This window comes from Evtepia gabavorous (assembly GCF_003425665.1).
Classification (GTDB): Bacteria; Bacillota; Clostridia; order Oscillospirales; family Oscillospiraceae; genus Evtepia; species Evtepia gabavorous.
Window position 1 is genome coordinate 19363 of sequence record NZ_QQRQ01000001.1, and the last position, 24661, is coordinate 44023.

Genomic DNA, 24661 nt, shown 5'->3' on the forward strand with positions numbered 1-24661 from the left:
CGCGTTCCCCTTTCGTCAATGCTGGCCGAAAAGGGAGAGGAGAGCGTCGATGACGGAGCTTGCAATGCCATCGAAGATCCAAACGATGATGCCTACGACGATGACGCAGACAATGACGATCCCCGTCTTTTTCAGGGTATCTGCCCGGGTGGGCCAGGCGACCTTTTTCAGTTCCGCCTTCAGCTCCCGGAAGAACCGCCCCACGCGCTTGAAAAAGCCGGGCTTTTTGTCCTTGTCGGACTTGGCCTTGGCCTTTTCCGCCTTGGCGGGTTTGGTCTCTTTCGCCTTCTCCTCCGTCCCGTCCTGGTTCATCTTTTCTTTTTCAGACATTCAGTTCCACCCTTCTTTCTTACAGGGAATGTGGGCCATCATCACTTAGTCTCGCTATGAACGGTGTGCTTTCTGCAGAAGGGGCAGTACTTGTTCATCTCTAAGCGGTCGGGGGTATTCTTCTTGTTCTTCATAGTGTTGTAATTGCGCTGCTTGCATTCATTGCATCTGAGGGTGATTTTCACCCGTGCGCCGGCTTTTGCCATTTGCGGCACCTCCTTTACGATGTTCGGCCCCGGGAAAAACAAAACGCCGGAAGTCGGCCTTTCGCCTGTCCACAGGCGATTCCGATCCCGGCGCATGCACAGCAGCCCAAATGGGCATAAAAAGAAAACACGGCTGGATCGGCATCGTTTGCCTCCCTATGTCCAAACGGTCCAGGGTTTGCGCCCAGATACCGTAATCTGCGCACAAAAAATAAGCCCTTTTCATAGGTGTTTCCATGATACCACAGGCCTGTCCCCATTGTCAAGACATTTTTCGGATCCAGAGGGGCTTTCTCTTCCCCTGGCGGCGGGGCCGGGAAGGGGGCCTTGCCCTTGACAAGGGGAGGGCTTCACGATAAGATACCATTAAAACAACTAAGGAAGTGATCGCTGTGCGTATTATGGCCATCGACTATGGCGACGCCCGCACCGGGGTGGCCCTGTCGGACCCCACCGGATTCCTGGCCGGACAGACTTTTTTGATCAAGAGCCGGAAGCAGGAGGTGGTCCTGGAGGAGCTGGCCGCCCTGGTCCAGCGGCAGGGGGCCCAGGAGCTGGTGATGGGCTATCCCAGGAACATGGACGGGACCTTAGGGCCCCGGGCGGAGAAGTACGCCGCCTTTGCCCGCCGGCTGGAGGAGGCCACCGGCCTGCCGGTGGCCCTCTGGGACGAGCGCCGGACCACGGTGGACGCCCACCGGATCTTAGGGGAACAGGGGGTGCGGGCCAAGAACCGGAAGGACAAGATTGACTCGGTGGCCGCCACCTTGATTTTGGAGGGCTATCTGGACTGGAAGCGCCTTCAGGCCCAGCGACAGGAAAGGGAGGAAGAGACCCCATGAAACAGGAAGAGCGTTCCGTACAATTTCACATCCAGTGTGCCCCCGGGGACGTGGGCCGGTACTGCATTCTGCCGGGCGACCCAGGCAGGAGTGAGATCATCGCCCGCTATTTTGACAACCCCATCCATGTGGCCTACAACCGGGAGTTTAACATCTATACCGGCACCCTGCTGGGGGAGAAGGTCAGCGTCTGCTCCACGGGCATCGGGGGACCTTCGGCGGTGATCGCCTTGGAGGAGCTCTGCGCCATCGGCGGGGATACCTTTGTACGCACCGGCACCTGTGGCGGGATCAAGCTGGAGGTCCAGAGCAATGACCTGGTCATCGCCACCGGCGCGGTCCGCCATGAGGGGGCCAGCCGGGAGTATGCCCCCATTGAGTTCCCGGCGGTGCCCGACTATGAGGTGCTCTCGGCCCTGGTGGACACCGCCAAGGCCCTGGGCCATCCCTGGCACGCGGGGGTGGTGCAGTGCAAGGACTCCTTCTATGGCCAGCACGCCCCCGGCCGGATGCCGGTGTCCTATGAGCTGGAAGCCAAGTGGGAGGCCTGGAAGCGCCTGGGGGTGCTGGCCAGCGAGATGGAGTCAGCGGCTCTCTTCACCGCCGCCGCGGCCCTGGGGGTCCGCTGCGGCTCGGCGTTTCACGTGATTTGGAACCAGGAGCGGGAGAAAGCCGGCCTGGACCAAAAGGAGTCGGAAGATGTCACCCTGTCGGTGAAGCTGGCGGTTGAGGCGGTCAAGGAGCTCATCCGCCGGGACCGGGCTAAGGAGGGACGGGCATGAGCCAGGAGATCCGCCGGTCCTGCATTGACTGTGCGGTGACCCGCTGTGACAACCACACCTCCACCCGCCCCCACCCTGCCTTCTGCGTCAGCCAGCAGGTGACAGAGGAACAGCGGGCGGCCTCCCTGAACCAGTATCTCACCGACCAGGAGGACCGAAAGCTGGCCCAGGTGGCCGCGGGCATTGAGTCCGACGGGTACCGGAAGTGGCCCCGGGTCCAGGAGACCATCCTGTTCGCCAAGCGGATGGGCTACCATAAGATTGGCATTGCCACCTGTGTGGCCCTGCTCCGAGAGAGCCGGATCTTGGCCAAGATGCTCCGGGCCAATGGTTTTGAGGTCTTCGGCGTGGGGTGCAAAACCGGGGAGATTTTTAAGACTGAGCTGGGCATCGACCAGGCCCACCAGGGCCCCGGCCCCGTGGCCTGCAACCCGGTGCTCCAGGCCCAGCTGCTCAACGAGGCGGGGACAGAACTGAACATTGTCATGGGTCTGTGCGTGGGCCATGACAGCCTGTTTTATAAGCATGCCAAGGCGGTGACCACCACCCTGGTGGTGAAGGACCGGGTCCTGGTCCACAACCCGGTGATGGCCCTGTACACCGCCGAGGGGTATTATGCCAACCTCATGCGGCCTTTGGAAGACGAATGAATCCCTCCCGCCCCTCCGGGGGCGGGATTTTTTCCTTCGGGGGCGCATAGGTTATGTTTGGGGTGGTGGGTATGGAACAAAAATTTCCCATGGAACAGGGCTGGCTCCTCTGCCGGGAGACCGGCGGGCGGGCCGAGCTCACCATGGAGGTCCCCGGCGGGAGCCGGGGACTCTACCGGGGGTATGTCCTGGGGGAGCGGGGCCTGATGGACCTGGGCACCCTTCTGCCTGAGGGGAATGTCCTCCGCCTGCGCCGGACATTTCCCGTGGAGCGCCTGCGCAGCCAGGGATGCTGGCCGGTCACCGGGGGCAGGGTGCAGATGACCTATGCTTTCACCGGCCAGCCCGCTGCTGCTCCGCCCCGGGGCTGGAAGGAACTGGACCATCCGGAGACCCTGTTTCCCCAGGACCCGGTGCTGGCCCAGGCGGCCCGGGCCGGGGGGCGGGGGATGCTCTGCCGGCGGCAGGATGAGACCTTCTGCCTGGCCTACCCCTGGGACCCCCGCCGTCCCTTTCCCCTGACACCGGCTTTCTGTCTGGCCCGTGTCAAGCTTTTGCGCGGGCAGCCCCATGTGATCTTCCGATTTCGTCCCGAGGGGGTGCCCATCCCCCCAGCGGAGGAGGAATGAGCCTGCACCGGGGAAGATGGGTTGCCATCTGCCCCAAACTGGGGTAAAATGGGGGAAATGCCAAAGACAACGGAGCGACACTATGGATTATTTTCACCTGTCTGAGGACAAACAGGACATTTTGAACATGAGCAGCCTGGGGCTGGCCTACCTGGGGGACGCGGTCTATGAGGTCATGGTCCGCTCCTGGCTGTGTCTGCGGGGCAAGCTCACCCCTGGGGCCCTGCACCGGTCGGCCCTGGACTATGTGGCCGCCCCCCGCCAGGCGGCTCTGCTGGAAAAGCTGCTGCCGGTTCTCCGCCCGGAGGAGACCCAGGTATTCAAGCGGGGCCGCAACGCCAATCCTCACTCCCATCCCCGGGGTGCCACCCGCCGGGAGTATCAGGTTGCCACAGGACTGGAGGCCCTGTTTGGCTGGCTCTATCTCCGGGGAGAGACCGGACGGCTCAATGAGCTGTTTGAGATGATGATGGAAGGAGAGGACTGACATGCCCATGGACGCCCTTTGCCTGTCCGCCGTCTGCCGGGAGGTGGAGCCGGCGGTGCTGGGCGGACGGATCGACAAGATTTACCAGCCCAGCCGGGACGAAATTCTGCTGCAGATCCGGGGCCGGGCGGGGAGCTGCCGCCTGCTGCTGTCGGCCAACCCCAGCCGGCCCCGGCTCCAGCTCACCGATCTGCCCCGGGAGAACCCCGCCGAGCCCCCCATGTTCTGCATGCTGCTGCGGAAATATCTGGCGGGGGGAAAAATCCTGGCCCTCCGCCAGCCCCCGATGGAGCGTCTGGCGGAGCTGGTTGTCGAGGCCGCCAATGAGATGGGGGACAAAGTCCGCCGCCGTCTGGTGTTGGAAGCCATGGGCCGCCGGACCAACCTCCTGCTGTTGGACGGGGAGGACCGGATTGTGGACTGCCTGCGCCGGGTGGAGGGGGACCTGACCCAGGCCCGCCCCCTGCTGCCGGGGATGTTTTATCAGTACCCCGCCCCCCAGCCGGGGAAGAAGAACCCGGGGGCCCTCACCCCCGCCGACCGGACGGAGCTGCTGGCGCTGGGACAGGGGGCGGGCCCGGCGGACCGGTTCCTCCTGGATCACTGCATGGGCCTGTCGCCCCTGCTGGCCCGGGAGCTGGCCTTTGAGGCCTTTGGCGAGGTGGACGCCCCGGTGAGCCGGGACCCGGCAGCCCTGCTGGACAAGCTGGAGAGGCTGCTGGCCCGCCTGTCCCAGGGGGAGGCTGTGCCCACCCTGCTGGTCCGGGAGGGCAAGCCGGTGGATTTCTCCTTCCGGCCCATCCTCCAGTACGGCCCCGGCACGGAGAGCCGGGCCTATCCCACCTTTGCCGCCCTCCTGGACGCCTTTTACCAGGCCCGGGAGACCGCCGACCAGGTGCGCCAGAAGGGGCAGGATTTCCTCAAAACCCTCACCCAGGCCCGGGAGCGGCTGGCCCGGAAGATGGCCCTCCAGGAGAAGGAGCTGGCCGCCACAGGCGACCGGGACCGGGACCGGATGTACGGGGACCTGATCACCGCCAACCTCTACCGCATGGAGAAGGGGGCCCGGGTGCTGCGGACGGAAAACTATTACGACCCTGACGGCGGCCAGGTGGAGATCCCGCTGGACCCCTTGAAGACGCCCCAGCAGAACGCCGCCCGCTACTATAAGAACTATACCAAAGCCAAGACCGCCGAGACCATGCTTACCCTCCAGCTGGAGAAAGGGGCCCAGGAGGCGGCCTATCTGGACAGCGTTCTGGACAGCGTGTCCCGGGCGGAGGGGGACCGAGACTTGGAGGAAATCCGCCAGGAGCTGGTGGAGACCGGCTACCTCCGCCGCCGGGCCAAGGCCAAGGACCGGATGAAGCGGCCCGGCGCAAAGCCCTTGGAGTTTCGCTCCACCGCCGGCCTGCGGATCTCCGTGGGACGGAACAACCTGCAAAACGACCGGCTGACCACCAAGCAGGCGGGGAAATGGGACTACTGGTTTCATACCCAAAAGATTCACGGTGCCCATGTGATCCTCTGGACCGAGGGCCGGCAGCCCGACGACCAGAGCCTCCGGGAGGCCGCCGCTCTGGCCGCTTGGTTCTCCCAGGGGCGGGAGGGGAAGAAGGTCCCTGTGGACTACACCCCGGTGAAATACGTGAAGAAACCCGCCGGCGCCCGGCCGGGGATGGTGGTTTACACCACCTATCAGACCGCCTATGTGGACCCGGACCCCGCCTTGGCGGACACGCTGCGTGCATGAGAGGAGGCAAATCGGATGGCGTCTTTTGTCTGTTACCGGTTCCAGTGTCCCCGGTATCCTGATTGCGCCCTGGCCGCGGGAAAGGGCTGCTGCATCGAGCGGGACCCGGACCAGCAGGAGGTCCCGGAGGGGGCGTGCACCAAGGAGAAGGAGTATCCCTATTTCCGCCCTGCTCCGCCGAATCCTGTCCATGCCTGGCTGCGCCGGAAGTGAAAAATCTGTCTGCATAAGCCGGGCGGATTTGCCGCACACTGAAGAGAAGAGGCGGCCCCTCGGAGAGGCCGCGATCAGGGAACGTAAGGTTCCGGGAAGAAGGGGAAATACCAGATGATCTATTTTGACCACGCCGCCACCACCCGCGTCCTGCCGGAGGCGGCCCAAGCGGCGATGAAGACCATGACAGAGGACTACGGCAATCCGTCGTCCCTGTATCAGCTGGGGGTCCAGGCCGCCAAGAGGATGGGGGAGCACCGGGAACAGGTGGCCCGGGCCTTGGGCTGTCAGGGGGAAGAGGTCTATTTTACCTCGGGAGGAACCGAGGGGGACAACTGGGCCGTTGCCCTGGCGGTCCATCTGGGCCGCCACAAGGGCCGGCACATCATCACCACGGCGATCGAGCACGCCGCGGTGCTTCAGCCCTGCAAGGAGTTGGAGCGCCAGGGATATGAGGTCACCTACCTCCACCCCGACGCCTCCGGCCGGGTTCGGGTGGAGGACCTGGAGGCCGCCCTCCGGCCGGACACCGTGCTGGTGTCCATGATGCTGGTGAACAATGAGACTGGGGCCCTCCAGCCGGTGGCCCAGGCGGCCCAGCTGCTCCGGCGGAAGCAGTCGGCAGCCTTGCTCCACACCGACGCGGTCCAGGGCTTTTTGAAGATTCCCTTCACCCCGAAGGGGCTGGGGGTGGATCTGCTCACCATCAGCGGCCACAAGATTGGCGCCATGAAGGGGTCCGGTGCCCTCTATCTCCGCAAGGGCCTTCGGGCGGTTCCCCTGATCCGGGGGGGCGGACAGGAGCGGGGCCTTCGCTCCGGTACGGAGGCCACCCCCCAGATTGCCGCCCTGGCTGCCGCCGCGTCCCTGGGCAGGGAGCGGATGGAGGAGCACACCGCCGCGCTGACAGACCTGAAAGCCTATGCCCTGGAGACCTTCCAGCGGGGGGTGCCCGGCCTGGCGGTGGTCTCCCCAGGGGACGCGCCCCACATCTGCGCCATCTCCCTGCCGGGGTATCCCAGCCAGGTGGTGGTGCGCTGGCTCAGTGACCGGGGCTTCTGCGTCTCCTCCGGCTCTGCCTGCCATCGGGGGAAGGCCAGCCATGTCTATGCCGCCATGCACCTGTCCAAAGGGGTGCGGGACGGGGTGCTGCGGATATCCTTCGGCCCAGAGAACACCCGGCAGGAGGTGGACCAGCTGGCCCAGGCCCTTCTGGAGGCCACCCGGGACCTGGTGCCTGCAAGGGGATAAATTGCGAGGGAACCGCTCCCACCGGGAGCGGTTCTTTTATGGGGCGAAGGAAAAAGTCTTGCAATGACGGGGCGGCTCCTGTACAATAAAGGAAAACAGGGAAAGGGGGGGATGGTCATGTCGGCGGCAGCTGTACCAAGCCAAGGGTTTGAAGGGTCATCCCTATGGTATCGGCGGAAGTGCCGGTATTTTTTTTGCGGTTTTCCCTGGGGAGAGGAGAAGAGAAGATGAAAGAAAAAGACACGACCATTGGACAGGCGCCCATTCGGGACGCCCGCACCCTGGGGGCGCCCAGGATGTTGGTGCTGGGCCTGCAGCACATGTTCGCCATGTTTGGGGCCACGGTGCTGGTTCCCATTCTGGTGCAGAGCTACGGCCTGCCCCTGAGCACCCAGACCACCTTGTTCTTTGCCGGCTTTGGCACCCTGTTTTTCCATCTGTGCACGAAGCTGGAGATTCCGGCCTTCCTGGGATCATCCTTTGCCTTTCTGGGCGGGTTTTCCGCCATGGCGAATTTAGACACCGGCAAGTACGCTGCCATGGCCCCCGGCGAGAAGCTCCAGTACGCCTGCGGCGGCATTGTGGTGGCGGGGCTGCTCTATGTGATCCTGGCCCTGGTGGTCAAGGTGGTGGGAGTCCATCGGGTGATGCGCTTTTTGCCCCCGGTGGTCACAGGCCCCATCATCATTCTCATCGGGCTGAACCTGGCCCCCTCGGCGGTTTCCAATGCCTCCACCTGCTGGTGGCTGGCGCTGGTCTCCATGGCGATCATTGTGGCTGCCAACATCTGGGGCCGTGGCATGGTGAAGATCATTCCCATTCTGTTGGGGGTTGTGGGGGGCTATGTGGCAGCCCTGCTGGCCGGCATGGTAGACTTCACCGGCCTGTCCGGCAGCACCCTGCTGGGGGGAGAGAACCCCATCCTGGGCTTGCAGCCCTTCTTTACCGATTTTTCCGGCAGCGTGGCCAAGTTTGACCTGTCCGCCATCCTGGTGATGGCCCCCATTGCGGTGGCCTCCATGATGGAGCACATCGGTGACATCTCCGCCATCTCCGCCACGGTGGGGGAGAACTTCATTGAAAAGCCCGGCCTCCACCGCACCCTGGTGGGAGACGGGGTGGCCACGGCGCTGGCGGGCCTTTTTGGGGGGCCGGCCAACACCACCTACGGGGAGAACACCGGTGTGCTGGCCCTTTCCCGGGTCCACGATCCCCGGGTGATCCGGCTGGCAGCCCTGTATGCCATGGTGCTGTCCTTTTCCCCGGCCTTTGCCTACCTGGTCAATACCATTCCCGCCGCCATCATCGGTGGGGTCAGCTTCATCCTCTATGGCATGATCTCCGCCATCGGGGTGCGCAATGTGGTGGAGAACCGGGTGGACTTTACCAACAGCCGGAACCTCATCATCGCCGCGGTAATTTTGGTGTGCGGCCTGGGCTTTACCGATGGCCTGACCTTCCATGTGGGGGGCGTGACCATCACCCTGACCTCTCTGGCCGTGGCGGCCATCGCCGGCATTGTTCTCAACGCCATCCTACCGGGCAACGACTTCCACTTCGGCAAGTCGGAAAGCGGAGACGACGTGGCCTCTCTGGGCCGGTATTGAGCATCGCTGACAGCGGAAAAAAACCGCCCCCTTCCACTGCTGGAAAGGGGCGTTTTTTTTCAAAAAACGACAGGCCCTTGGCGTTTCCAAGGGCCTGTCCGCATGTAAAAGGTGGCATCAGGAGGCGAGGGATTTCTTCTTCCCGTGGGGAATAAAATGCCCGATGACGCCACAGAGCAGGGCGGGCACCACCCAGGCAAAGCCCAGGGAGGCCAGGGGCAGATGGGACAGGAAGGCGATCTCCAGACCGGTATAGGAGCTGATTACCTCCAGCAGACTGATCACCAGAGCGCCCAGAGCGGCCAGGCGGAACACCCAGTCGTTGCGGATGCGGCGGCCGAAGAGGGCCAGAACGATCAGGGCCAGCGTGGGGGGATACACCACGCTGAGGATGGGCGAGGCGATGGCGATGATCTCATTGATGCCAAAGTTGGAGACAACGGCGCTGAACAGGCAGATGAGACAGACCAGGACCGGATAGGAGAGTCTCCCGCCGGAGAGGCCGGAGAAGTAGTTGGCGCAGGCGCTGACCAGGCCCACCGCCGTGGTAATGCAGGCCAGGGCCACCACGATGGCAAAGAGGATCAGCCCCCCATGGCCCAGCAGCTGCTGCACAATGGAGGTGACCAGGTAGGTACGGTCCACGGTGATGTCAAAGAGGTTTGCGGTGGTGGCGCCCAGATAGGTCAGACCCAGATAGACCACCAGCAGGCCGATGCCCGCCACCAGGCTGGCGCCGCTGACCACGCGGATCTGCGCCTTGGCCTTGGTGTATCCCTTGGCCTGGGCACTTTTGAGAATGATGAAGCCAAACAAAAGGGTGGCCAGAACGTCCATGGTTTGGTAGCCGGCCTCGATGCCGGTGGCGGCCACGTTCTCCACCAGGGCCTGGTCCCCCACCGGGCCGATGGGGGAGACCACACCCACCACAATGAGGATCAGCAGGCCGATGAGCAGGGCGGGGGTGAGGATTTTGCCCACGATGTCCACCACCGCCCGCTCCCGCACGCAAAGCAGCAGGATCAGCAGGAAGAAGAGCACCGAGAAGAGGACGGGGCTCACACCGGAGACCAGGGGAGTCACCGAGGTCTCAAAGGTGGTGGCGGCGGTCCGGGGAATGGCCAGCATGGGACCGATGCACAGCACGATGGCGCACATCAGCAGCACGGACGGGACCTTCCCAATGCGGGAGGTGACCTTTTCCGGGCTGCCCTGCCGGAGAATAGCGAACATCGCCAGCAGAGCCAGGCCGATGTCCGCGATGTAGTAGCTGATGAAGCCCAGCAGCCAATGGGGGCCGGACTCCAGCCCCAGGTAGGGGGGGAAGATCACGTTCCCCGCCCCAAAAAACATGGAAAACAGAGCAAAGCCAATGATGAAACTGTCCTTCAATGGTTTCTTCATAGAGAACCTCCCTTTCTGCGATAGGACTGTGTTGATAGACGAACAGAAAAAATACCCTTACATTTTTTCAGGGGCTGTTACGCCTAAGAGTCCCAGGCAGTTGGCCAGGACAGAACGGACGCTGTCCGCCAGCTTCAGGCGGGCAGCCAGCAGGGCAGGGGTCTCCCCCTTAATGCGGCAGGCGCTGTAAAAACGGTGAAATTCTCCGGCCAGCTCCACCAGATAGCGGTTGATCCGGGAGGGGTCGTAGTCCCGGGCAGCAGCGTGGATCTCCTCCGGCAGGCGGGCCAGGGCCCGGATGAGGGAGGTCTCCTCCTGGCTGGAGAGCAGCTCGGACTGGACCTCCGCTGCCTTGGGAACGGCATACCCCTCCCCGGCCAGGCGGGCGATCAGGGTACAGATCCGGGCGTGAGCGTACTGGACGTAGTAGACCGGATTCTCGCTGTCCTCCCGGACCGCCAGATCCAAGTCAAAGTCCACAGGACTGGTGGCGGAGCGGGAGTTGAAGAAGTACCGGGCGGCGTCCACACTTACCTCATCCAGCAGGTCGTGCAGGGCGATGGCCTTGCCCGACCGCTTGGACATCCGCACAGGCTGCCCGTCCTGGAGAAGGTTCACCAGCTGCATGAGCACCACCACCAGCCGGTGGGAGCCGTCCAGGCCCAGCCCGTCCAGGGCCGCCTGGAGCCGGGCCACGTGACCGTGGTGATCGGCCCCCCACACGTCGATGCTCTTGTCAAAGCCCCGAACCTCCAGCTTGTTCCGGTGGTAGGCGATGTCGGCGGCAAAGTAGGTGTAGAAGCCGTTGGCCCGGCGGAGGACATCGTCCTTCAGGTCCAGCTTGTCTACCTGCTTCTGACTCTTGCCCTCGGCCAGGTACTTGTTTTTCAGCAGCTGGGTGGTGTTCAGCCACAGGGCGCCGTCCTTTTCGTAGGTCCAGCCCTTCTCCGTCAGCAGACCCACCGTCTCGGCCACATAGCCGGAGGTGTGAAGGGAGGACTCGAAGAACCATTGGTCGTACTCGATGCCGTACCGGCGCAAATCGGCCTGCATCTTGGGGATGTTCCGCTCCAGGCCGAAGGCCGCCAGGGCCTCCAGGCGCTGTGCCTCTTCTACGTCCCGGTACTGGTCTCCGTGGAGGTCGTAGAAGGCCTGGGCCAGTTCCCGGATATCATCGCCGTGATAGCCGTCCTCGGGAAAGGGCACCTTCTCCTCCCCCAGCAGGAGCTGGAGGTAGCGGGCCTGAATGGACACGGCGAATTTGTGAATCTGATTGCCGGCGTCGTTGACATAGAACTCTTTCCAGGTGTCGCAGCCGTCCCGGCGGAGAATGTTGGCCAGGGTGTCTCCCAGCACCCCGCCCCGGGCATTGCCCATGTGCATGGGACCGGTGGGGTTGGCGGAGACAAACTCCACCATCACCTTCTGGCCCCGGCCCTCGTCACTCTGTCCGTAGAGGGGACCTTCGGCCTCAATCTCCGCCAGCACATCCCCATACCATTTGGCGCCCAGCCGGAAATTCAGAAAGCCCGGGCCGGCGATCTCCACCGAGGCGAAGAGGCTGTCTGTCAGGTCCATGTGGTCCACCACCGCCTGGGCGATGGCCCGGGGGGCCATTTTCATGGCCTTGGCGCCGGCCATGGCGAAGGAGGAGGCGTAGTCCCCGTTCTGGGGGTCTTTGGGAATTTCCACAGACCCCTTTACTTCCACCCCGGGGGGGAGGACCCCCGCGGCGGCGGCGGCGGCGTAGGCCTGGGCGGTCAGCTGGCTGACCTGGTCCTTTGCGTGCTGAATTAAATTCGCCATAATCGTTCTCTCACCTTTTCTCTGTTTAATGGGGTCACTGACCCGGTGCGGGGGCGGTCAAATGAGGCTCGGTCACCTGAATTTCAAAGGAGTTCTCCCCAATGGGCTGGCTGTCCACTTCCAGGGCATAGCGAATGGAGAGGCGCCCCCCCGCCGTTCCCAGGTCCGCCTTGGCCCGGTGGGTGTTCACCCCCAGCATCAGGCCCCCATAGGGGGTCTCATACAGGGAGACGTGCTTCTGCCCCTCCTGAAAGATCATCTCCGAGTTGAGTGTGCCCTCCCGCCGGAGGGTGATCCGGTCCGGCGCGATGCGGAAGGTGGTGGTGGTGCCCTCCAGGCCGGTGAGCTCACTTTCCAGATAGCTCAGGGAGAAACCCTCTCCCTCCTCCTGCCGGAGGACGCCCTGGGTGACCAGCTCCATCACGTCTTCCTCCCCGGGCTCCAGGCTCTGTACCCCTCGGATTGAGATAATCACTGGTTTTTCCATGAATACAATACACCCATTTCTTTTTTGTTGGTGTTCACTGAAATGTAAACTATTATACATGATCGTACAACAAATGTAAAGTAGTCCCAGGACGCGCTTTGGCAGATTCAGGAGAGAAAACTGAGGCCTTTCGGGGAGAATTCGTGGAGTTTTCCTGCTTTCCACCTTTGACAATCGGCCTTGGGAACACTATAATAGATGGACGACCAGGCAGGGGCAACTTTTCCCCTGTCATCGCTTATAATAGTAAGGACCCATTGTTTCATTTCACAGCGAGGAGGTCATGGTATGCAGCTGGAATTGAGCAAAAAGGAATTCCGACGTCTGCTGGATATGGTCTATATCGGCAACTGGATTCTCAACTCCACCCGGGGAGAGGATCGTTTTCAGGACTACGACAAAGTGGAAAGCCTGCTGTTTGAAAAGGCCCGGCAGGAAGGCATGGGGATCTTGGCGGAGACCTACCAAGGTGAGACCATCCCCTCCCGCCCCTTCGTGGAGGGGGGCATCCATGAGGCCATTATGGAGTATGAGAACAACGTCTTTTTTGATATCCTGGCCGAGGATCTGGCCCGCCGGGATATGAACGACGCCCCCATTGACGAGAGCAACTACGCCGAGCTCACCCACCGGATTGAGGCGTATATCAACGAGTTTGAGGAGAATGGGACGGACAACATTTTGGTGGATATCGACATAGCGCCCTGAGTGAAGACCCATAAAAACCCGGAGCCCCTGTGAGGGGGCTCCGGGTTTTTGCATGGCGGCGCAAGAGGGGATTGACAGGAGGGAAAACTGTGGTATACTGTAAATCGTAAGTGATAAGTAGTAAGTAGATAGTAAACGGAAACCTGTCTGCTGTATGAAGGAGGACGTATGCGAGATTTAACTCTGAGCCAGGAATATTTGCTCTGTGCAGTGAACGAGAAGGGAAGACTGCCCCATCTGGGGGTGGAGAGAACGGTCTGCCTGGTGGCGGCGGCGCTGCTGGAGCTCCAGCTGGAGGGCTGTGTGGCTGTGGACAAAAAGTATGTGACTGTGACAGGACCCCTGCCGGAGGGGCAGGCGCATTTACGGCCCCTCTATGCGTTTGTCAACCGTCCAAAGCCGATCCGAAAGGAGAAGCTGCTGGAGGAGTACACCTATACTGTCACCGATGCTCAGCGCGATGAGCTGCTGGAGAGCATTGGGCGCTCCCTGGCGGACCTGGGACTGGTCCAGCCGGTAAAGGTGGGACTGCTGGGGAAAAAGAAGGGATATGCCCCCACCCCGGAGGCTATCAGCGGTGTGGTGGATATGATCCGCGCGGAGCTGCTGGAGGAGGGGGAGATCACCGAGGACGTGGTGTCTCTGGTTGTTCTGATGGAGAAGGGCAACTGCCTCAAGCCCTACTTCTCCGCCTTTGAGCAGAAACAGATGAAGCAGAGGCTTCGGGCCCTTGGCGAATCCCCCACTGGAAAAATGGTCCAAGAGATGGTAGAATACGTGGAGAACATGATGGCCATAGCGGTTGGTCTTATTGCAGTGTATTCTTGACGGGAGAACGGGGGGCGCCATGTCCAGGCAGCGAAAATTAGAGGTCATCCAGCAGGCGGAGGACGTGACCATCGGGGAGTTGGTCCGTCTGACCGACGTGCGGTACAGCACCTTGAAATTTTACACCGAGCAAGGGATGCTGCCCTTTCAGCAGGCGGAGGAAAACCTGACCCGTCGCTATAAACGGGAGGAGAGCATCCGCCGGATTCAGTGGATCAAGGCGCTGCGGCAGGAGGGAAAATCCATCCAGCAAATTAAGCAGATGCTCCACGCCCAGGGGTGAGAAGGGCGGGGAGGAAGCAAAGAAACCGGGGCACCCAGTACAGGGTGTCCCGGTTTTTTCAGGTTCCGCAGAAGAGGGTGCCCAGCAGGGATTGATAGACAGCCCAAAGGGTCAGCCTGGGGACCTCCTCTTGGGCCACCAGGGGGAGCTTTTGATTCTCTTTCCCATCCACCAGGACGGTGAGGCTTCCCAGCTCCTGCCCCTTCTCCACCGGGGCCTGGAGGGTGTCCGGGAGGGAAAGGGTGGTGGAGACCTTGCCTGCCTCGGCCTTGGGAAGGAGAATTTGGCTCTCCTGGGTGAGCACCGGCTGCACGCTGTCGGCGGTGCCCAGGGTGACGGGAATGGGGGAGATGGGCTCGGAGGGGGCTACTGTGACCAGGGAATATCCCGCGAAGCCGTAGTTGAGCAGCGCCTTGGCGGTTTCAAATCGGTCCGCAGAGGTGGGGGAGCCCAGCACCACGGCGATGAGCTCCATCCCGTCCTTTTCCGCGGTGGCGGAGACACAGTAGAGGGCGGCGTCGGTGGAGCCGGTTTTCAGACCGGTGGCCCCCTCGTAGAATCGGATGAGCTTGTTGGTGTTGGCCAGCTGGAAGGTTCCGTCCCGAAGGGTGTCCATCCAGATGGTGGTGTAGGTGCGGATATCCGGGTGGTTTTGGATCAGCGCCCGGGACATGAGGGCGATGTCATAGGCAGAGGAGTGATGTCCCTCGGCAGGCAGACCGGTGCAGTTGACAAAGACGGTGTTTTCCATGCCCAGCTCCGCCGCTCTGGCGTTCATCTTTTCCACAAAGGTGCTCTCGCTGCCGGCCAGGTATTCCGCCATGGCCACACAGGCGTCGTTGCCGGAGGCCACGGCGATGGCCTTGAGCATGTCATGGACGGAGAACGATTCCCCCTCCTTCATGTAGACCTGCGAGCCTCCCATACCCGCCGCGGTGGCGGAGACGGGGACCATGGTTTCCTTGGTGATGGTGCCCTCTTCCAGGGCCTCCATGATGAGGAGCATGGTCATTACCTTGGTGACGCTGGCCAGCTCCAGGGGATCGTGGGCGTGCTCCTCATACAGGACCTGGCCTGTGGTCTTCTCCATGAGCAGAACGGCCTTGGCGTTGACCTCCGGCCCCGCCGCCTGGGCGGGGAGGAGGCCCCCGCACAGGACCAGACAGAGAAAGGTGGCGAAGAATTTCTTCATAGAAGGACCTCCTGGTGATCTCGGTTGTCTCCACTCTATGTCTGGACAGGGAGAAGTATGCAGGAAAGACCCCTGTCATTGAAAAAAGAGAAACCCCGCCGGTTTGCCCGGCGGGGCGAGGGAAAGGAGGTCAATCGGCCCAATGCCGCAGGGTCTCGGCCCAGGCGGTGTATTGCTCCACTTTTCTTTGGCAGTCAGCGCTGTCGGTGCCGGAGGCCAAAACATAGACTTTGATCTTGGGTTCGGTGCCCGAGGGACGGACCACCAGGGTGGTGCCGTCGGCCAGCTGGTATCCCAGCACGTTGGACCCTGCCAACTCCATGGCGGTAGTCTCTCCTGTGGCAGTGTCCCGTTCGGTGCCGGTCTGGTAGTCCCGCTGGAGGCAGACCGTGGTGCCCGCGATCTGGTCGGGGGGTGTCTGCCGGAGAGCAGCCATGATGGCCTGCATTTTGCCCATGCCCTCCAGGCCGGGCATCACCAGGTTCAGGGTGTTTTCGCCATAATAGCCGTATGTCTCATAAATGGCCTGGAGAGCGTCCAGCAGGGTCATGCCCCGGGCGGCGTACCAGGCGGTCATCTCCGTGAGCAGAAGGGCGGCGGTAACCGCGTCCTTGTCCCGGACGTAGTCGCCGATCATGTAGCCGATGGACTCCTCATAGGAGAAGATCACGTGGCCCTGGCCGGCGGCCTCCAGCTGGTTTTTCTTTTCCGCCATGAACTTAAAGCCGGTGAAGGTGTTGTAGCACCGCACCCCATTGGCCTCGGCCACCACCTGGGCCAGCTGGGTGGTCACCAGAGACTTGAGGGCCACCGGGTTCTCCGGCAGGGTCCCCGCCCGGCGCTTGGCGCCGATGAGGTAGTCCAGCAGGAGCACCCCGGTCTGATTGCCGGAGATCTGGACATAGTCTCCCTTCCGGTCCTTTACCTGAATGGCCACTCGGTCCGCGTCGGGGTCGGAGCCCAGGATCAGCTGGGCGTCCACCTCCTTGGCCAGCTTCTGGGCCAGGGCAAAGCTCTCGGGGGTCTCCGGGTTGGGGGATTTCACGGTGGGGAAGGTGCCGTCAATGACCATCTGTTCCGGCACGCAGTGCAGGTACCGGATGCCCAGCTGCTCCAGCACATAGGGAATCTGCTGGTATCCCGTGCCGTGGAAGGGGGTGTAGACCATGCGGAAGGCGTCGGTCACCTGGGCCACGGCCTGCCTGTCGTTAATCTGATCCAGCACGTGGGAGAGGAATTTGTCATCGGTCTCCCGGCCCAGCAGGGTGATGAGCCCCTGGGCCCGGGCCTGTTCGTAGTCCATGGTCCTGACATCGTCAAAGACATCCAGGGCCTCCATCTGGGCGGCGATGGCCGCCGCGTGCTGGGGGGGCAGCTGGGCGCCGTCGGACCAATAGACCTTGTAGCCATTGTACTCCGGGGGATTGTGGCTGGCGGTGACGTTGAGTCCGGCCACACAGCCGTACTCCCGCACGGCGAAGGAGAGCTCCGGCGTGGGGCGCATGGCCTCAAAAAGGCGCACGGGGATGCCGTTGGCGGCCATCACCCCGGCGGCGGCCCGGGCAAATTCCTGGGAGTGAACCCGGCAGTCATAGCAGATGGCCACCCCCTGGGCGGCGGCGGCCGGTCCCTCGGCCAGGATCACCTGGGCAAAGGCCTGGGTGGCATGGCGGATCACATGGACGTTCATCCGCCGCAACCCCAGGCCCATCACCCCCCGCAGGCCGGCGGTGCCGAACTCCAGCAGGCCGAAGAACCGGTCTTCCACCTCTTTGGGGTCGTCGGCAATGGCCTGCAGCTGGGCTTTCTCCTCCGGGGACAGGGCGTCGCTGTGCAGCCAGCGATGGAATTGCTGCTGATAGGACATAGAAAGGCTCCTTTCTCAGAGGGGGCCGGCAGGATGGAACCCGAGCCCTCCTCCGGACTATTTGTGGTAGCGGGTGCCTGCGGCAATTTGGAAGGCCCGGTAAACCTGCTCCAGCACCATGACCCGGGCCAGATGGTGGGGAAAGGTCATGGGGGACATGGACAGACGCAGGTGGGCCGCCTCCTTCACTGAGGGGTGCAGGCCGAAGGACCCGCCAATGATGAGGGTGAGATGGGAGGCCCCTTCCACCATCCACTGCTCCATCTGGGCGGCCAGGGCGGGGCTGGACAGCTGAACTCCCTCCACGCACAGGGCGATGACCTTGGCGCTTTTGGGGAGCTTGGCCAGAAGGGCCTCCCCCTCCCTGGCCAGCGCCCCCTCCACCTGGGTGGGGGTGGGGTGCTCCGGCAGCCGGACCTCCGGCAGCTCTGTGACAGTGAGCTTGCAGAAGGCCCCCAGACGCTTTTGATATTCCGCGCAGGCGGCGGAAAAATGCTTCTCTTTCAGCTTGCCCACGCAGAGCAGTTGGATGTTGACCATGGAAGGACTCCTTACAAGATGGTACGAAGAAAAGTGGACGGCAGGCCTGCCCGCCGTCCACAGACGAAGTGACACATTCCGTCTCCCGGACAGGGGACGGGGCATAGGGGGCGGAAGTCAGCCCACACTGTTTCCGCTGCGCCAGTCCTCCTCGGGAATGGCTTCCTCGTGGATGTCGGCGCCCAGTTTGGCCAGCTTTTCCACAATGCCTTCATAGCCGCGCTCAATGTGATAGACCTGGTCGATCTCCGTGATGCCGTTGGCGGCCAAGCCGGCCACGATCATGGCCGCGCCCGCCCGAAGGTCACAGGCACAGACCGGGGCGCCGGTGAGGGCGTGAACCCCTTCGATCACCGCCACCTTGCCGTTGACCTGGATGTTGGCGCCCATGCGGCGGAATTCATCGGCGTAGCGGTACCGGTTGTCCCAGACACCCTCGTTGAGGATGCTGGTCCCCTCGGCCAGGCACAGCACCGCGGCAATCTGAGGCTGCATATCGGTGGGGAAGCCGGGGTAGGGCATGGTCTTTACATTGGTGCTGGTGAGCTTGCCCGACCGGCGGACGATGAGGGCGTCCCCATCCTCCTGAATCTCCACCCCCATCTCCACCAGCTTGGCGGTGATGCAGTCCAGATGCTTGGGAATGACGTTGTTGATGCGGACCTCGCCGCCGGCGGCGGCCACGGCGGTCATATAGGTGCCCGCCTCGATCTGGTCGGGGATGATGGAGTAGAAGCCGCCCCGGAGCTTTTCCACCCCTCGGACCTTGATGACGTCGGTCCCGGCCCCCATGATGTCAGCCCCCATGGAGTTGAGGAAGTTGGCCAGGTCCACGATATGGGGTTCCTTGGCGGCGTTTTCGATGATGGTCAGGCCATCCGCCAGGGCGGCGGCCAGCAGAATATTCATGGTGGCCCCCACCGATACCACGTCCAGATAGATCTGGGCGCCGTGGAGGCGGCCTGTGGGGGAGGCGGCGTAAATAAAGCCGTTTTCCACCTGAATCTCCGCCCCCATGGCGGAAAAACCCTTCAGGTGCTGGTCAATGGGCCGCACCCCCAGGTCACAGCCGCCGGGAGGGGGCACCTCGGCCCGGCCGAAGCGGCCCAGCAGGGCGCCGATGAGGTAATAGGAGGCGCGGATCTGGCGGGCCAGCTCATAGGGGACATTCTGTTTATAGACATGGGAGCAGTCCAGCTCCACTGTGGTCTGGTTGATCATGCGTACGTTGGCGCCCAGATCCCGCATAATCCCCAGGATCATGGTCACGTCGCTGATGTTGGGAACATTTTCGATCCGGCAGACTCCGTCCACCAGAAGGGCTGCGGGAAGAATGGCCACAGCGGCATTCTTCGCGCCGCTGATCTCAACCTCGCCGTGGAGGGGTTTTCCACCGCTGATCACGTATTTTGTCAAAACGGCACCTTCTTTTATATGGTTCTGAGAAATGAGATAGGTAGCAAAGCAATCAGAAACGCGAAGCCGGGACCGTCTCCGGTTCTCTCTCTATCATATCCGAATTTTCCGGACAAATGTACCCGGATTCGGCGCGGGAGACGGCTGGTCCGAAAGCTGCATTCATGTCACCTTCTGTCCCGAAACAGGGACGGAAGGAAACAAACTGTTACACTTTGTTCGAAACCCGGGGCCAAAAAGGAAATTTTGGCGCACGCTTCGCCCAACGGTGGACATACCACCGCCTATAATTTGACCTCATTATAGCATCAAGGGGCTGAAAAAAAAAGATAAATTTTAACAATTTCTCAGTTTATTTTGAAAAGAAGATGGGCCGCGCGGCGCCATCGTCCCAGGAAAACGGTGGAAAAGCCTTGGCATATCTACGTTTTTCTCTCCGGGCGCTGCGGCCAAGGGAAACAAAAAAGAAGGGAAAAATTTCCGATTCTTTTGAAAATTTAGGGGGGAAACTCCAAAAATGACAGCCTGGAAAAGGGGAAAAAGGAGGGATTCCGGCGAAAATCCCTCAGCAGAGCGGGGCGGCGGCGGTCTCCTCCGGCAGCCGGGGCAGGACAAAAAACAGCACCCCTTGGCGGGAGGAAAAGGACTTCACCTCCATGGCCGGCGGGATGGGGTGGCGGGCCTTGGCCAGGGCCCGGCGGATGAGGGGAAGGACCGCTTCCTGGGTCAGCGGACGGACCGTGGGAAGCTCGTCGTGGGAGAAATAGAGCACCGAACCGGTGTCAATGGCGGAAATGGTCATGGGTACCTCCTGAGGGTGGAATGGATGCTCCCCATTATAAAGCACCCTGGGGCCTGGGGCAAATGTAAAGGTTGCCAGTGGGAAAAGAAGTTGGCAGCGGGACGGAAATATGCTATAATTCTTAGCATCATGGGACTTGCTCTCCCCGGCGGGGCGCCGCCGCCCCGGGGGAACAGGCCGCCGCACATTCCAGAGAAATCGAGGTACCAGCCAATGGAATTGAAGGAAGAAATGGTCTCCCAGCAGACCGTGTACGAGGGGATCATCGTCAATGTCCGCCGGGACAAGGCCCGGCTGTTGGATGGCCGGATCGCCAACCGGGAGGTGGTGGAGCACCCCGGCGGGGTGGCGGTGTTTGCCATGGACGGGCAGGGCCGGGTGGCGCTGGTCCGCCAGTTCCGTTACCCCCTGGGCGAGGTGACCCTGGAGCTGCCCGCCGGGAAGCTGGAGCCCGGAGAGGACCCCCGGGCCAGCGGCCTGCGGGAGCTGGCGGAGGAGACGGGACTGACCCCGGGGACCTTCCTGCCTCTGGGCAGCATCGCCTCCTCCCCGGGCATTCTGGCCGAGCGGATTCACCTCTTTTTTGCCCGGGATTTGGTCCAGGGGGAGGCCCGCCCCGATGACGGGGAGTTTGTGGAGACCCTCTGGGTTCCCTACCAGGATCTGCTGGACATGGCCCGCCGGGGAGAGATTCAGGATGGAAAGACCTTGGCGGGGATTCTCAAGGCGTCCTTCCTGCTGGAGGCGCCCCAAACCTGAGACAAGGGGACAGTGGCGTTATGGAGAAAAAGCAAAAGGTCCTCATCGTCGAGGACGAGAAAAATATTGTGGACATCCTCCGCTTTAACCTGCGCAAAGAAGGCTATGATACCCTGGAGGCCTTTGACGGCGTCACCGGCCTCCGCCTGGCCCTGGAGGAGAGTCCCGACCTGATCCTGCTGGACCTCATGCTGCCGGAGATGAACGGCTTTGAGGTGTGCAAGCTCCTCCGGGACAAGGGGAAAAACACCCCGGTGCTGATTATCACCGCCCGGGAGGAGGAGAAGGACAAAATTCTGGGCCTGGACCTGGGCGCGGACGACTACATCACCAAGCCCTTCTCCGTCCGGGAGCTGATGGCCCGGGTCAAGGCCCATATCCGCCGGGTGGCGCTGATCCGGCAGTCCGCGGGAAACCAGGAGGACCGCCTGGATTTTGGCCGTCTGGTGATCCACAAGGAGAGTGCCCAGGCCACCAAGGACGGGGAGAGACTGGAGCTCACCCAGCGGGAGTTCGAGCTGCTCACCTATCTGGCCTCCCACGCCGGCCGGGTATTCTCCCGGCAGGAGCTGATGGAGCGGGTGTGGAACTATGAGGGCTATGTGGGGGATGTCCGGGGCGTGGATGTGGCCGTTCGGCGGCTCCGGGAAAAACTGGAGGACGACCCGGCCCAGCCCAAGTACATCATCACCCGCCGGGGGGCGGGCTACTATTTCCAAAAAGACCTGTGACCGGGGAAGACAGAGAGGGGGAGGACCGTGCTGCGAAGCCTGCACATCAAGCTGGTGCTGATTATGATCCTGCTGGTGGTCTGCCTGATGGCCATTGCGGGAGCCTTTCTGATCAACTCCGTCAACCGGTTTTATCTCAATGAGTTTTACACCCAGATGGTGGAGGTGTTCAGCGAGGACACGGAGTTTGTCCGAGACCTGGTCACCGCCCGGGAGGGGGAGCAGGATGGGGGAGAAGCCATCGACCAGATCCTGCTGGCCAAAATGGGTCCGCTGGGGGTGGACGGGAAAAACCGGAATTACTATATCCTGGACGGGGAGACAGCGGAGATCCTGGCCAGCTCCGATGACGACGGTGCCCAGACCCTGGAAAAGCTCACCCCCAACCTCCTGATTGCCCTCAATGAGAAGCGGGAGGGAAATGAGAGCGATCTCACCGCCAATTATATGGACCTGGCTCTGCCCATCCAACGGGGCGGGCAGGACTATATCATCTATATTCTGGATCAGCGGGCCACGGTGCGGGAGCTCAACAGTCAGCTGTTCCAGCTGATCATTGAGGCCCTGGCCTTTGGCCTCATTATCTCAGTGCTCCTCTCTTTCCTCCTCTCCCGGGCCATGGTCACGCCCATCCGGGCGCTGACCCGGGGGGCCCAACGGGTGGCGGAGGGGGATTTTGACCACAAGATCCAGGTGGAGTCCCACGACGAGATCGGGGTGCTCACCAACGCCTTCAACGCCATGGCCGGCCAGCTTCAGTCCACCCTCCAGGCGGTGGACAGCGAGCGGACCAAGCTCAGCACCCTGTTCCTTCACATGACCGACGGGGTGGTGGCCTTCAACCAGAGCGGAGAGGTCATCCACGCCAACCCCGCTGCCGAGGAGATGCTGGACATGGAGATTCCCCTGGGGGGAACGGTTACCTACCAGGATCTTTTTGGGGAGATCGCCCCGCTGGAGACCATCCTCACCCTGGAGCGGGACTGCCTGGAGAGCGAGACCGTCCGGGGAGAGCGCACGCTGCTGTTCCTCCTGGCGCCCTTTGACCGGGAGAAGCAGGTGGGGGTGCTGGTGGTGGTCCACGATGTCACCCAGCAGGTGAAGAACGAGACCATGCGCAAGGAGTTTGTGGCCAACGTCTCCCATGAGCTCCGAACCCCCATCACCAACATTCGCAGCTATGCCGAGACCCTGGAGGAGAACCCCGACCTGCCCCCGGAGATGACCGGTGACTTTTTGAAGGTGATCCTCAACGAGAGCGACCGGATGACCCATATTGTCCAGGACCTGCTCACCCTGTCCCGGTTTGACTCGGGGTACAGCCAGCTCAACCTGACCAGGTTCCCCTTTGCGGCGGTATTGGAAGACAGCTATCAGGCGGTGCGGATCGAGGCCCAACGCCATGGCCACCAGCTCCTACTGGAGGGAACGGAAGGACTGCCCAATGTTCGGGGGGACCGGGAGCGGATTTTGCAGGTGATTATGAATATCCTCTCCAACGCCATCAAGTATACCCCAGACGGTGGGCGGATTGTCATGTCCGCCGGCGCCGACCGGGAGCGGGTCTGGCTGGAGGTGGCCGACAACGGCATCGGCATCCCCGACGGGGATCGAGAGCGAATTTTCGAGCGGTTTTACCGGGTGGATAAGGCGCGCTCCCGGGAGTCCGGCGGTACGGGCCTGGGACTCTCCATTGCCCAGGAGATCATCCGCCAGCATGAGGGCAGCCTCAGCCTGGTGGAGCGGTCCGGCCCCGGCACCACCCTGCGGATGGAGCTGAAGAGGGAGGGGCCCAAGGGATGAGACGGAAGCTGAGCCGCCGGGAGATTGACCGGCTGGAAAACCTCCTCATCCTCCTGCTGGTCTGTCTGGCGCTCTTTCTCATCCACAGGACCGGGATGTTTCAGAGCGTCACCGAGCAGGGGAGCGGAACAGGGGACGAGAGTCTCTTTGCGGGGGTTCAGGATACCGCCCTGTCCCGGGGAACCCCGGTGCGCTTGATGGTGCAGAACGGAACAGGACGCTATGGGGTGCAGTACGATCAGACAACGGTGAACCGGCTGTACCACGATGGGCTGAACGACCTGCTGACCCAGTCTCTGGACACCATGGCTTCCCCCCAGGCCAGCTCCCGGGAGGCATGGGAGCGCGCGGTGAGCCAGGGGAGCAGCTGGGTGTACTATGACTTTCTCTATAATGTCTCCTTTACCAGCCAGAGCAGCCGGGGGGAGGGGGAGGCCCGGTCGTTTCTGATCACCGCCCGCAATGGGCGGGCGGATGCCCTGTACTACTACAACGAGGAGACAGGGGATTACTATATGGCCCAGCTGCGAGAGGCCAGTCTGGTTTTGCCGGCTTTGCTGGAGGACCTGGTCCCCAACGGAGGCCAGTTTGCCTTTGAGAATTCCTCGTTGGCGGATACCCTGGCCCCCTATATGATGCTGCTTCCCCAGCCGCCCCTCTGCCCTGTCTACACAGGGGCCAATCCCCTGGACGACTGGGACACGGCGGACCAGGAGGCCCTGCTGGAGGCGCTGGATTTCAATCCCCGGGCCTCCGCGGTCTATGAGGCGGTGGACGGCACGGTGATCCAGGAGGGATCGGACACCCTGCGGATTCAGAAGAACGGGAAAATCACCTTCCACGCTGCGGAGAGTGGGCAGGCTCGGTTTCAGGCCCTCTCCGCCCGGGAAAAGGACCTGCAGATCAAGGCGGAGGAGATTTTGGACGGGGTCACAGCGGGACACCTGGGGGAAGGCACGATGTTCTGCCAATCCATTGAAACCCAGGAGGATGGCAGTGTGGCGCTGGTGTTCTGCTATCTGCTCAACGGCACCCAGGTACAGCTGTGGGAGGAGGGGTGGAGCGCCCGGTTCCTCTTCGAGGGCAGTGACTGCACCGCCTTCTCCGTCTGCCTGCGGGAGTATACGCTCACGGAGCGGTCCCAGCAGGCTCTTCCCGAGCGGCAGGCCGCCGCCGCCGCCGTGGCCATGGGGCAGACGGGGAAAGAGCTTCAGCTGTGCTATCTGGACAATGGCACCACCCCGGAGATTGCAGCCGATTGGACGGTCCGGGAGCGGACATAAGG

Annotated in this window: 26 protein-coding genes; 16 read left to right on the plus strand and 10 right to left on the minus strand. The window is 62.3% G+C overall.

The genetic code is table 11. From position 1 onward, the window contains the following. Positions 1-15: 15 nt before the first annotated feature. The gene (gene secE, locus DV520_RS00085) at positions 16-330 is read right to left on the minus strand and encodes a preprotein translocase subunit SecE (RefSeq protein ID WP_021920278.1); all 315 of its coding nucleotides are present in this window, start codon (positions 328-330) and stop codon (positions 16-18) included. A 41-nt stretch (positions 331-371) separates the two neighbouring features. Continuing rightward, complete coding sequence (gene rpmG, locus DV520_RS00090) at positions 372-536, minus strand: 50S ribosomal protein L33 (RefSeq protein WP_021920277.1); 165 nt, start codon at positions 534-536, stop codon at positions 372-374. A 401-nt stretch (positions 537-937) separates the two neighbouring features. Here rpmG and ruvX point away from each other — a divergent pair, with 401 nt between their 5' ends. The 9 genes from ruvX (at position 938) to DV520_RS00135 (ending at position 8750) form a co-directional block, all read left to right on the plus strand. Beyond that, positions 938-1378 carry a Holliday junction resolvase RuvX gene (gene ruvX, locus DV520_RS00095; protein WP_329989613.1) on the plus strand — a complete coding sequence of 147 codons (441 nt, stop codon included), beginning with the start codon at positions 938-940 and terminating at the stop codon, positions 1376-1378. Continuing rightward, positions 1375-2160: a uridine phosphorylase gene (gene udp, locus DV520_RS00100; RefSeq protein WP_117141391.1), complete on the plus strand. Its 786-nt coding sequence runs from the start codon at positions 1375-1377 to the stop codon at positions 2158-2160. Before ruvX ends, udp begins: the two co-directional genes overlap by 4 nt. Continuing rightward, positions 2157-2810, plus strand: a complete 654-nt coding sequence (locus DV520_RS00105) for a DUF1847 domain-containing protein (protein WP_021919201.1) — start codon at positions 2157-2159, stop codon at positions 2808-2810. The genes udp and DV520_RS00105 overlap by 4 nt, the downstream gene beginning before the upstream one ends. 71 nt (positions 2811-2881) lie before the next feature. Beyond that, positions 2882-3439, plus strand: coding sequence for a hypothetical protein (locus DV520_RS00110; protein WP_133308813.1), 558 nt, complete (start codon positions 2882-2884; stop codon positions 3437-3439). Between the two features lie 82 nt (positions 3440-3521). Continuing rightward, positions 3522-3926, plus strand: a complete 405-nt coding sequence (locus DV520_RS00115; protein WP_117141393.1) for a Mini-ribonuclease 3 — start codon at positions 3522-3524, stop codon at positions 3924-3926. A 1-nt stretch (position 3927) separates the two neighbouring features. Next, on the plus strand, positions 3928-5679 hold the full coding sequence (locus tag DV520_RS00120) for an Rqc2 family fibronectin-binding protein (protein ID WP_117141394.1): 1752 nt from the start codon (positions 3928-3930) through the stop codon (positions 5677-5679). A 15-nt stretch (positions 5680-5694) separates the two neighbouring features. Continuing rightward, complete coding sequence (locus DV520_RS00125) at positions 5695-5892, plus strand: hypothetical protein (protein WP_021920560.1); 198 nt, start codon at positions 5695-5697, stop codon at positions 5890-5892. Between the two features lie 114 nt (positions 5893-6006). Continuing rightward, a complete protein-coding gene (locus DV520_RS00130; protein ID WP_021920561.1) occupies positions 6007-7143 on the plus strand; it encodes a cysteine desulfurase family protein in 1137 nt (378 codons plus the stop codon). Between the two features lie 227 nt (positions 7144-7370). Then, entirely contained in the window at positions 7371-8750 is a 1380-nt protein-coding gene (locus DV520_RS00135) for a uracil-xanthine permease family protein (RefSeq protein ID WP_021920562.1), read from the plus strand. A 117-nt stretch (positions 8751-8867) separates the two neighbouring features. Here DV520_RS00135 and brnQ read toward each other — a convergent pair whose 3' ends face one another. From brnQ to DV520_RS00150, 3 genes are read right to left on the minus strand one after another with little or no spacing between them, the layout of a single operon-like run. Further along, the gene (gene brnQ, locus DV520_RS00140; RefSeq protein ID WP_021920563.1) at positions 8868-10154 is read right to left on the minus strand and encodes a branched-chain amino acid transport system II carrier protein; all 1287 of its coding nucleotides are present in this window, start codon (positions 10152-10154) and stop codon (positions 8868-8870) included. 57 nt (positions 10155-10211) lie between these two features. Continuing rightward, positions 10212-11960, minus strand: coding sequence for an arginine--tRNA ligase (gene argS / locus DV520_RS00145; protein ID WP_021920564.1), 1749 nt, complete (start codon positions 11958-11960; stop codon positions 10212-10214). Between the two features lie 34 nt (positions 11961-11994). Continuing rightward, a complete protein-coding gene (locus tag DV520_RS00150; protein WP_021920565.1) occupies positions 11995-12447 on the minus strand; it encodes a YwiB family protein in 453 nt (150 codons plus the stop codon). A gap of 288 nt (positions 12448-12735) precedes the next feature. Between DV520_RS00150 and DV520_RS00155 the strand changes: the two genes are divergently transcribed. From DV520_RS00155 to DV520_RS00165, 3 genes are all read left to right on the plus strand, one after another. Next, the gene (locus DV520_RS00155; protein ID WP_021920566.1) at positions 12736-13155 is read left to right on the plus strand and encodes a hypothetical protein; all 420 of its coding nucleotides are present in this window, start codon (positions 12736-12738) and stop codon (positions 13153-13155) included. 168 nt (positions 13156-13323) lie between these two features. Next, on the plus strand, positions 13324-13983 hold the full coding sequence (locus tag DV520_RS00160; protein WP_021920567.1) for a GOLPH3/VPS74 family protein: 660 nt from the start codon (positions 13324-13326) through the stop codon (positions 13981-13983). 19 nt (positions 13984-14002) lie between these two features. Then, the gene (locus DV520_RS00165; protein WP_021920568.1) at positions 14003-14266 is read left to right on the plus strand and encodes a helix-turn-helix domain-containing protein; all 264 of its coding nucleotides are present in this window, start codon (positions 14003-14005) and stop codon (positions 14264-14266) included. A gap of 58 nt (positions 14267-14324) precedes the next feature. On the opposite strand, the gene DV520_RS00170 is transcribed toward DV520_RS00165, so the two are convergent. The 5 genes from DV520_RS00170 to DV520_RS00190 form a co-directional block, all read right to left on the minus strand. Continuing rightward, positions 14325-15458 (minus strand): D-alanyl-D-alanine carboxypeptidase family protein, encoded by a 1134-nt coding sequence (locus DV520_RS00170; protein WP_117141395.1) that lies wholly within the window; start codon positions 15456-15458, stop codon positions 14325-14327. A 130-nt stretch (positions 15459-15588) separates the two neighbouring features. Then, positions 15589-17325, minus strand: a complete 1737-nt coding sequence (locus tag DV520_RS00175; RefSeq protein WP_117141396.1) for a phospho-sugar mutase — start codon at positions 17323-17325, stop codon at positions 15589-15591. 57 nt (positions 17326-17382) lie between these two features. Further along, positions 17383-17865, minus strand: a complete 483-nt coding sequence (gene rlmH, locus DV520_RS00180; RefSeq protein WP_117141397.1) for a 23S rRNA (pseudouridine(1915)-N(3))-methyltransferase RlmH — start codon at positions 17863-17865, stop codon at positions 17383-17385. A 117-nt stretch (positions 17866-17982) separates the two neighbouring features. Next, entirely contained in the window at positions 17983-19281 is a 1299-nt protein-coding gene (locus DV520_RS00185; protein ID WP_117141398.1) for a UDP-N-acetylglucosamine 1-carboxyvinyltransferase, read from the minus strand. 565 nt (positions 19282-19846) lie between these two features. Continuing rightward, the gene (locus DV520_RS00190) at positions 19847-20083 is read right to left on the minus strand and encodes a hypothetical protein (RefSeq protein ID WP_021920573.1); all 237 of its coding nucleotides are present in this window, start codon (positions 20081-20083) and stop codon (positions 19847-19849) included. A gap of 213 nt (positions 20084-20296) precedes the next feature. Between DV520_RS00190 and DV520_RS00195 the strand changes: the two genes are divergently transcribed. Genes DV520_RS00195 through DV520_RS00210 form a run of 4 tightly spaced genes read left to right on the plus strand, consistent with a single transcriptional unit; the run spans position 20297 to position 24659 of the window. After that, a complete protein-coding gene (locus DV520_RS00195; protein ID WP_021920574.1) occupies positions 20297-20842 on the plus strand; it encodes an NUDIX hydrolase in 546 nt (181 codons plus the stop codon). Positions 20843-20862: 20 nt separating this feature from the next. After that, a complete protein-coding gene (locus DV520_RS00200) occupies positions 20863-21573 on the plus strand; it encodes a response regulator (protein WP_021920575.1) in 711 nt (236 codons plus the stop codon). A gap of 27 nt (positions 21574-21600) precedes the next feature. Next, positions 21601-23376, plus strand: a complete 1776-nt coding sequence (locus DV520_RS00205) for an ATP-binding protein (protein ID WP_117141399.1) — start codon at positions 21601-21603, stop codon at positions 23374-23376. Next, on the plus strand, positions 23373-24659 hold the full coding sequence (locus DV520_RS00210; protein ID WP_117141400.1) for a hypothetical protein: 1287 nt from the start codon (positions 23373-23375) through the stop codon (positions 24657-24659). Before DV520_RS00205 ends, DV520_RS00210 begins: the two co-directional genes overlap by 4 nt. The last annotated feature ends 2 nt before the right edge of the window (positions 24660-24661 follow it).

Coding starts and splice junctions, on each gene's coding strand:
- DV520_RS00190 (WP_021920573.1), bottom strand. CDS start 20,083: ATGACCATTTCCGCCATTGACACCGGTTCGGTGCTCTATTTCTCCCAC.
- DV520_RS00150 (WP_021920565.1), bottom strand. CDS start 12,447: ATGGAAAAACCAGTGATTATCTCAATCCGAGGGGTACAGAGCCTGGAG.
- DV520_RS00160 (WP_021920567.1), top strand. CDS start 13,324: ATGCGAGATTTAACTCTGAGCCAGGAATATTTGCTCTGTGCAGTGAAC.
- DV520_RS00170 (WP_117141395.1), bottom strand. CDS start 15,458: ATGAAGAAATTCTTCGCCACCTTTCTCTGTCTGGTCCTGTGCGGGGGC.
- DV520_RS00195 (WP_021920574.1), top strand. CDS start 20,297: ATGGAATTGAAGGAAGAAATGGTCTCCCAGCAGACCGTGTACGAGGGG.
- DV520_RS00135 (WP_021920562.1), top strand. CDS start 7,371: ATGAAAGAAAAAGACACGACCATTGGACAGGCGCCCATTCGGGACGCC.
- DV520_RS00125 (WP_021920560.1), top strand. CDS start 5,695: ATGGCGTCTTTTGTCTGTTACCGGTTCCAGTGTCCCCGGTATCCTGAT.
- argS (WP_021920564.1), bottom strand. CDS start 11,960: ATGGCGAATTTAATTCAGCACGCAAAGGACCAGGTCAGCCAGCTGACC.
- DV520_RS00175 (WP_117141396.1), bottom strand. CDS start 17,325: ATGTCCTATCAGCAGCAATTCCATCGCTGGCTGCACAGCGACGCCCTG.
- brnQ (WP_021920563.1), bottom strand. CDS start 10,154: ATGAAGAAACCATTGAAGGACAGTTTCATCATTGGCTTTGCTCTGTTT.
- DV520_RS00115 (WP_117141393.1), top strand. CDS start 3,522: ATGGATTATTTTCACCTGTCTGAGGACAAACAGGACATTTTGAACATG.
- DV520_RS00130 (WP_021920561.1), top strand. CDS start 6,007: ATGATCTATTTTGACCACGCCGCCACCACCCGCGTCCTGCCGGAGGCG.
- rpmG (WP_021920277.1), bottom strand. CDS start 536: ATGGCAAAAGCCGGCGCACGGGTGAAAATCACCCTCAGATGCAATGAA.
- secE (WP_021920278.1), bottom strand. CDS start 330: ATGTCTGAAAAAGAAAAGATGAACCAGGACGGGACGGAGGAGAAGGCG.
- DV520_RS00200 (WP_021920575.1), top strand. CDS start 20,863: ATGGAGAAAAAGCAAAAGGTCCTCATCGTCGAGGACGAGAAAAATATT.
- DV520_RS00155 (WP_021920566.1), top strand. CDS start 12,736: ATGCAGCTGGAATTGAGCAAAAAGGAATTCCGACGTCTGCTGGATATG.
- rlmH (WP_117141397.1), bottom strand. CDS start 17,865: ATGGTCAACATCCAACTGCTCTGCGTGGGCAAGCTGAAAGAGAAGCAT.
- DV520_RS00105 (WP_021919201.1), top strand. CDS start 2,157: ATGAGCCAGGAGATCCGCCGGTCCTGCATTGACTGTGCGGTGACCCGC.
- ruvX (WP_329989613.1), top strand. CDS start 938: ATGGCCATCGACTATGGCGACGCCCGCACCGGGGTGGCCCTGTCGGAC.
- DV520_RS00165 (WP_021920568.1), top strand. CDS start 14,003: ATGTCCAGGCAGCGAAAATTAGAGGTCATCCAGCAGGCGGAGGACGTG.
- DV520_RS00110 (WP_133308813.1), top strand. CDS start 2,882: ATGGAACAAAAATTTCCCATGGAACAGGGCTGGCTCCTCTGCCGGGAG.
- DV520_RS00210 (WP_117141400.1), top strand. CDS start 23,373: ATGAGACGGAAGCTGAGCCGCCGGGAGATTGACCGGCTGGAAAACCTC.
- DV520_RS00120 (WP_117141394.1), top strand. CDS start 3,928: ATGCCCATGGACGCCCTTTGCCTGTCCGCCGTCTGCCGGGAGGTGGAG.
- udp (WP_117141391.1), top strand. CDS start 1,375: ATGAAACAGGAAGAGCGTTCCGTACAATTTCACATCCAGTGTGCCCCC.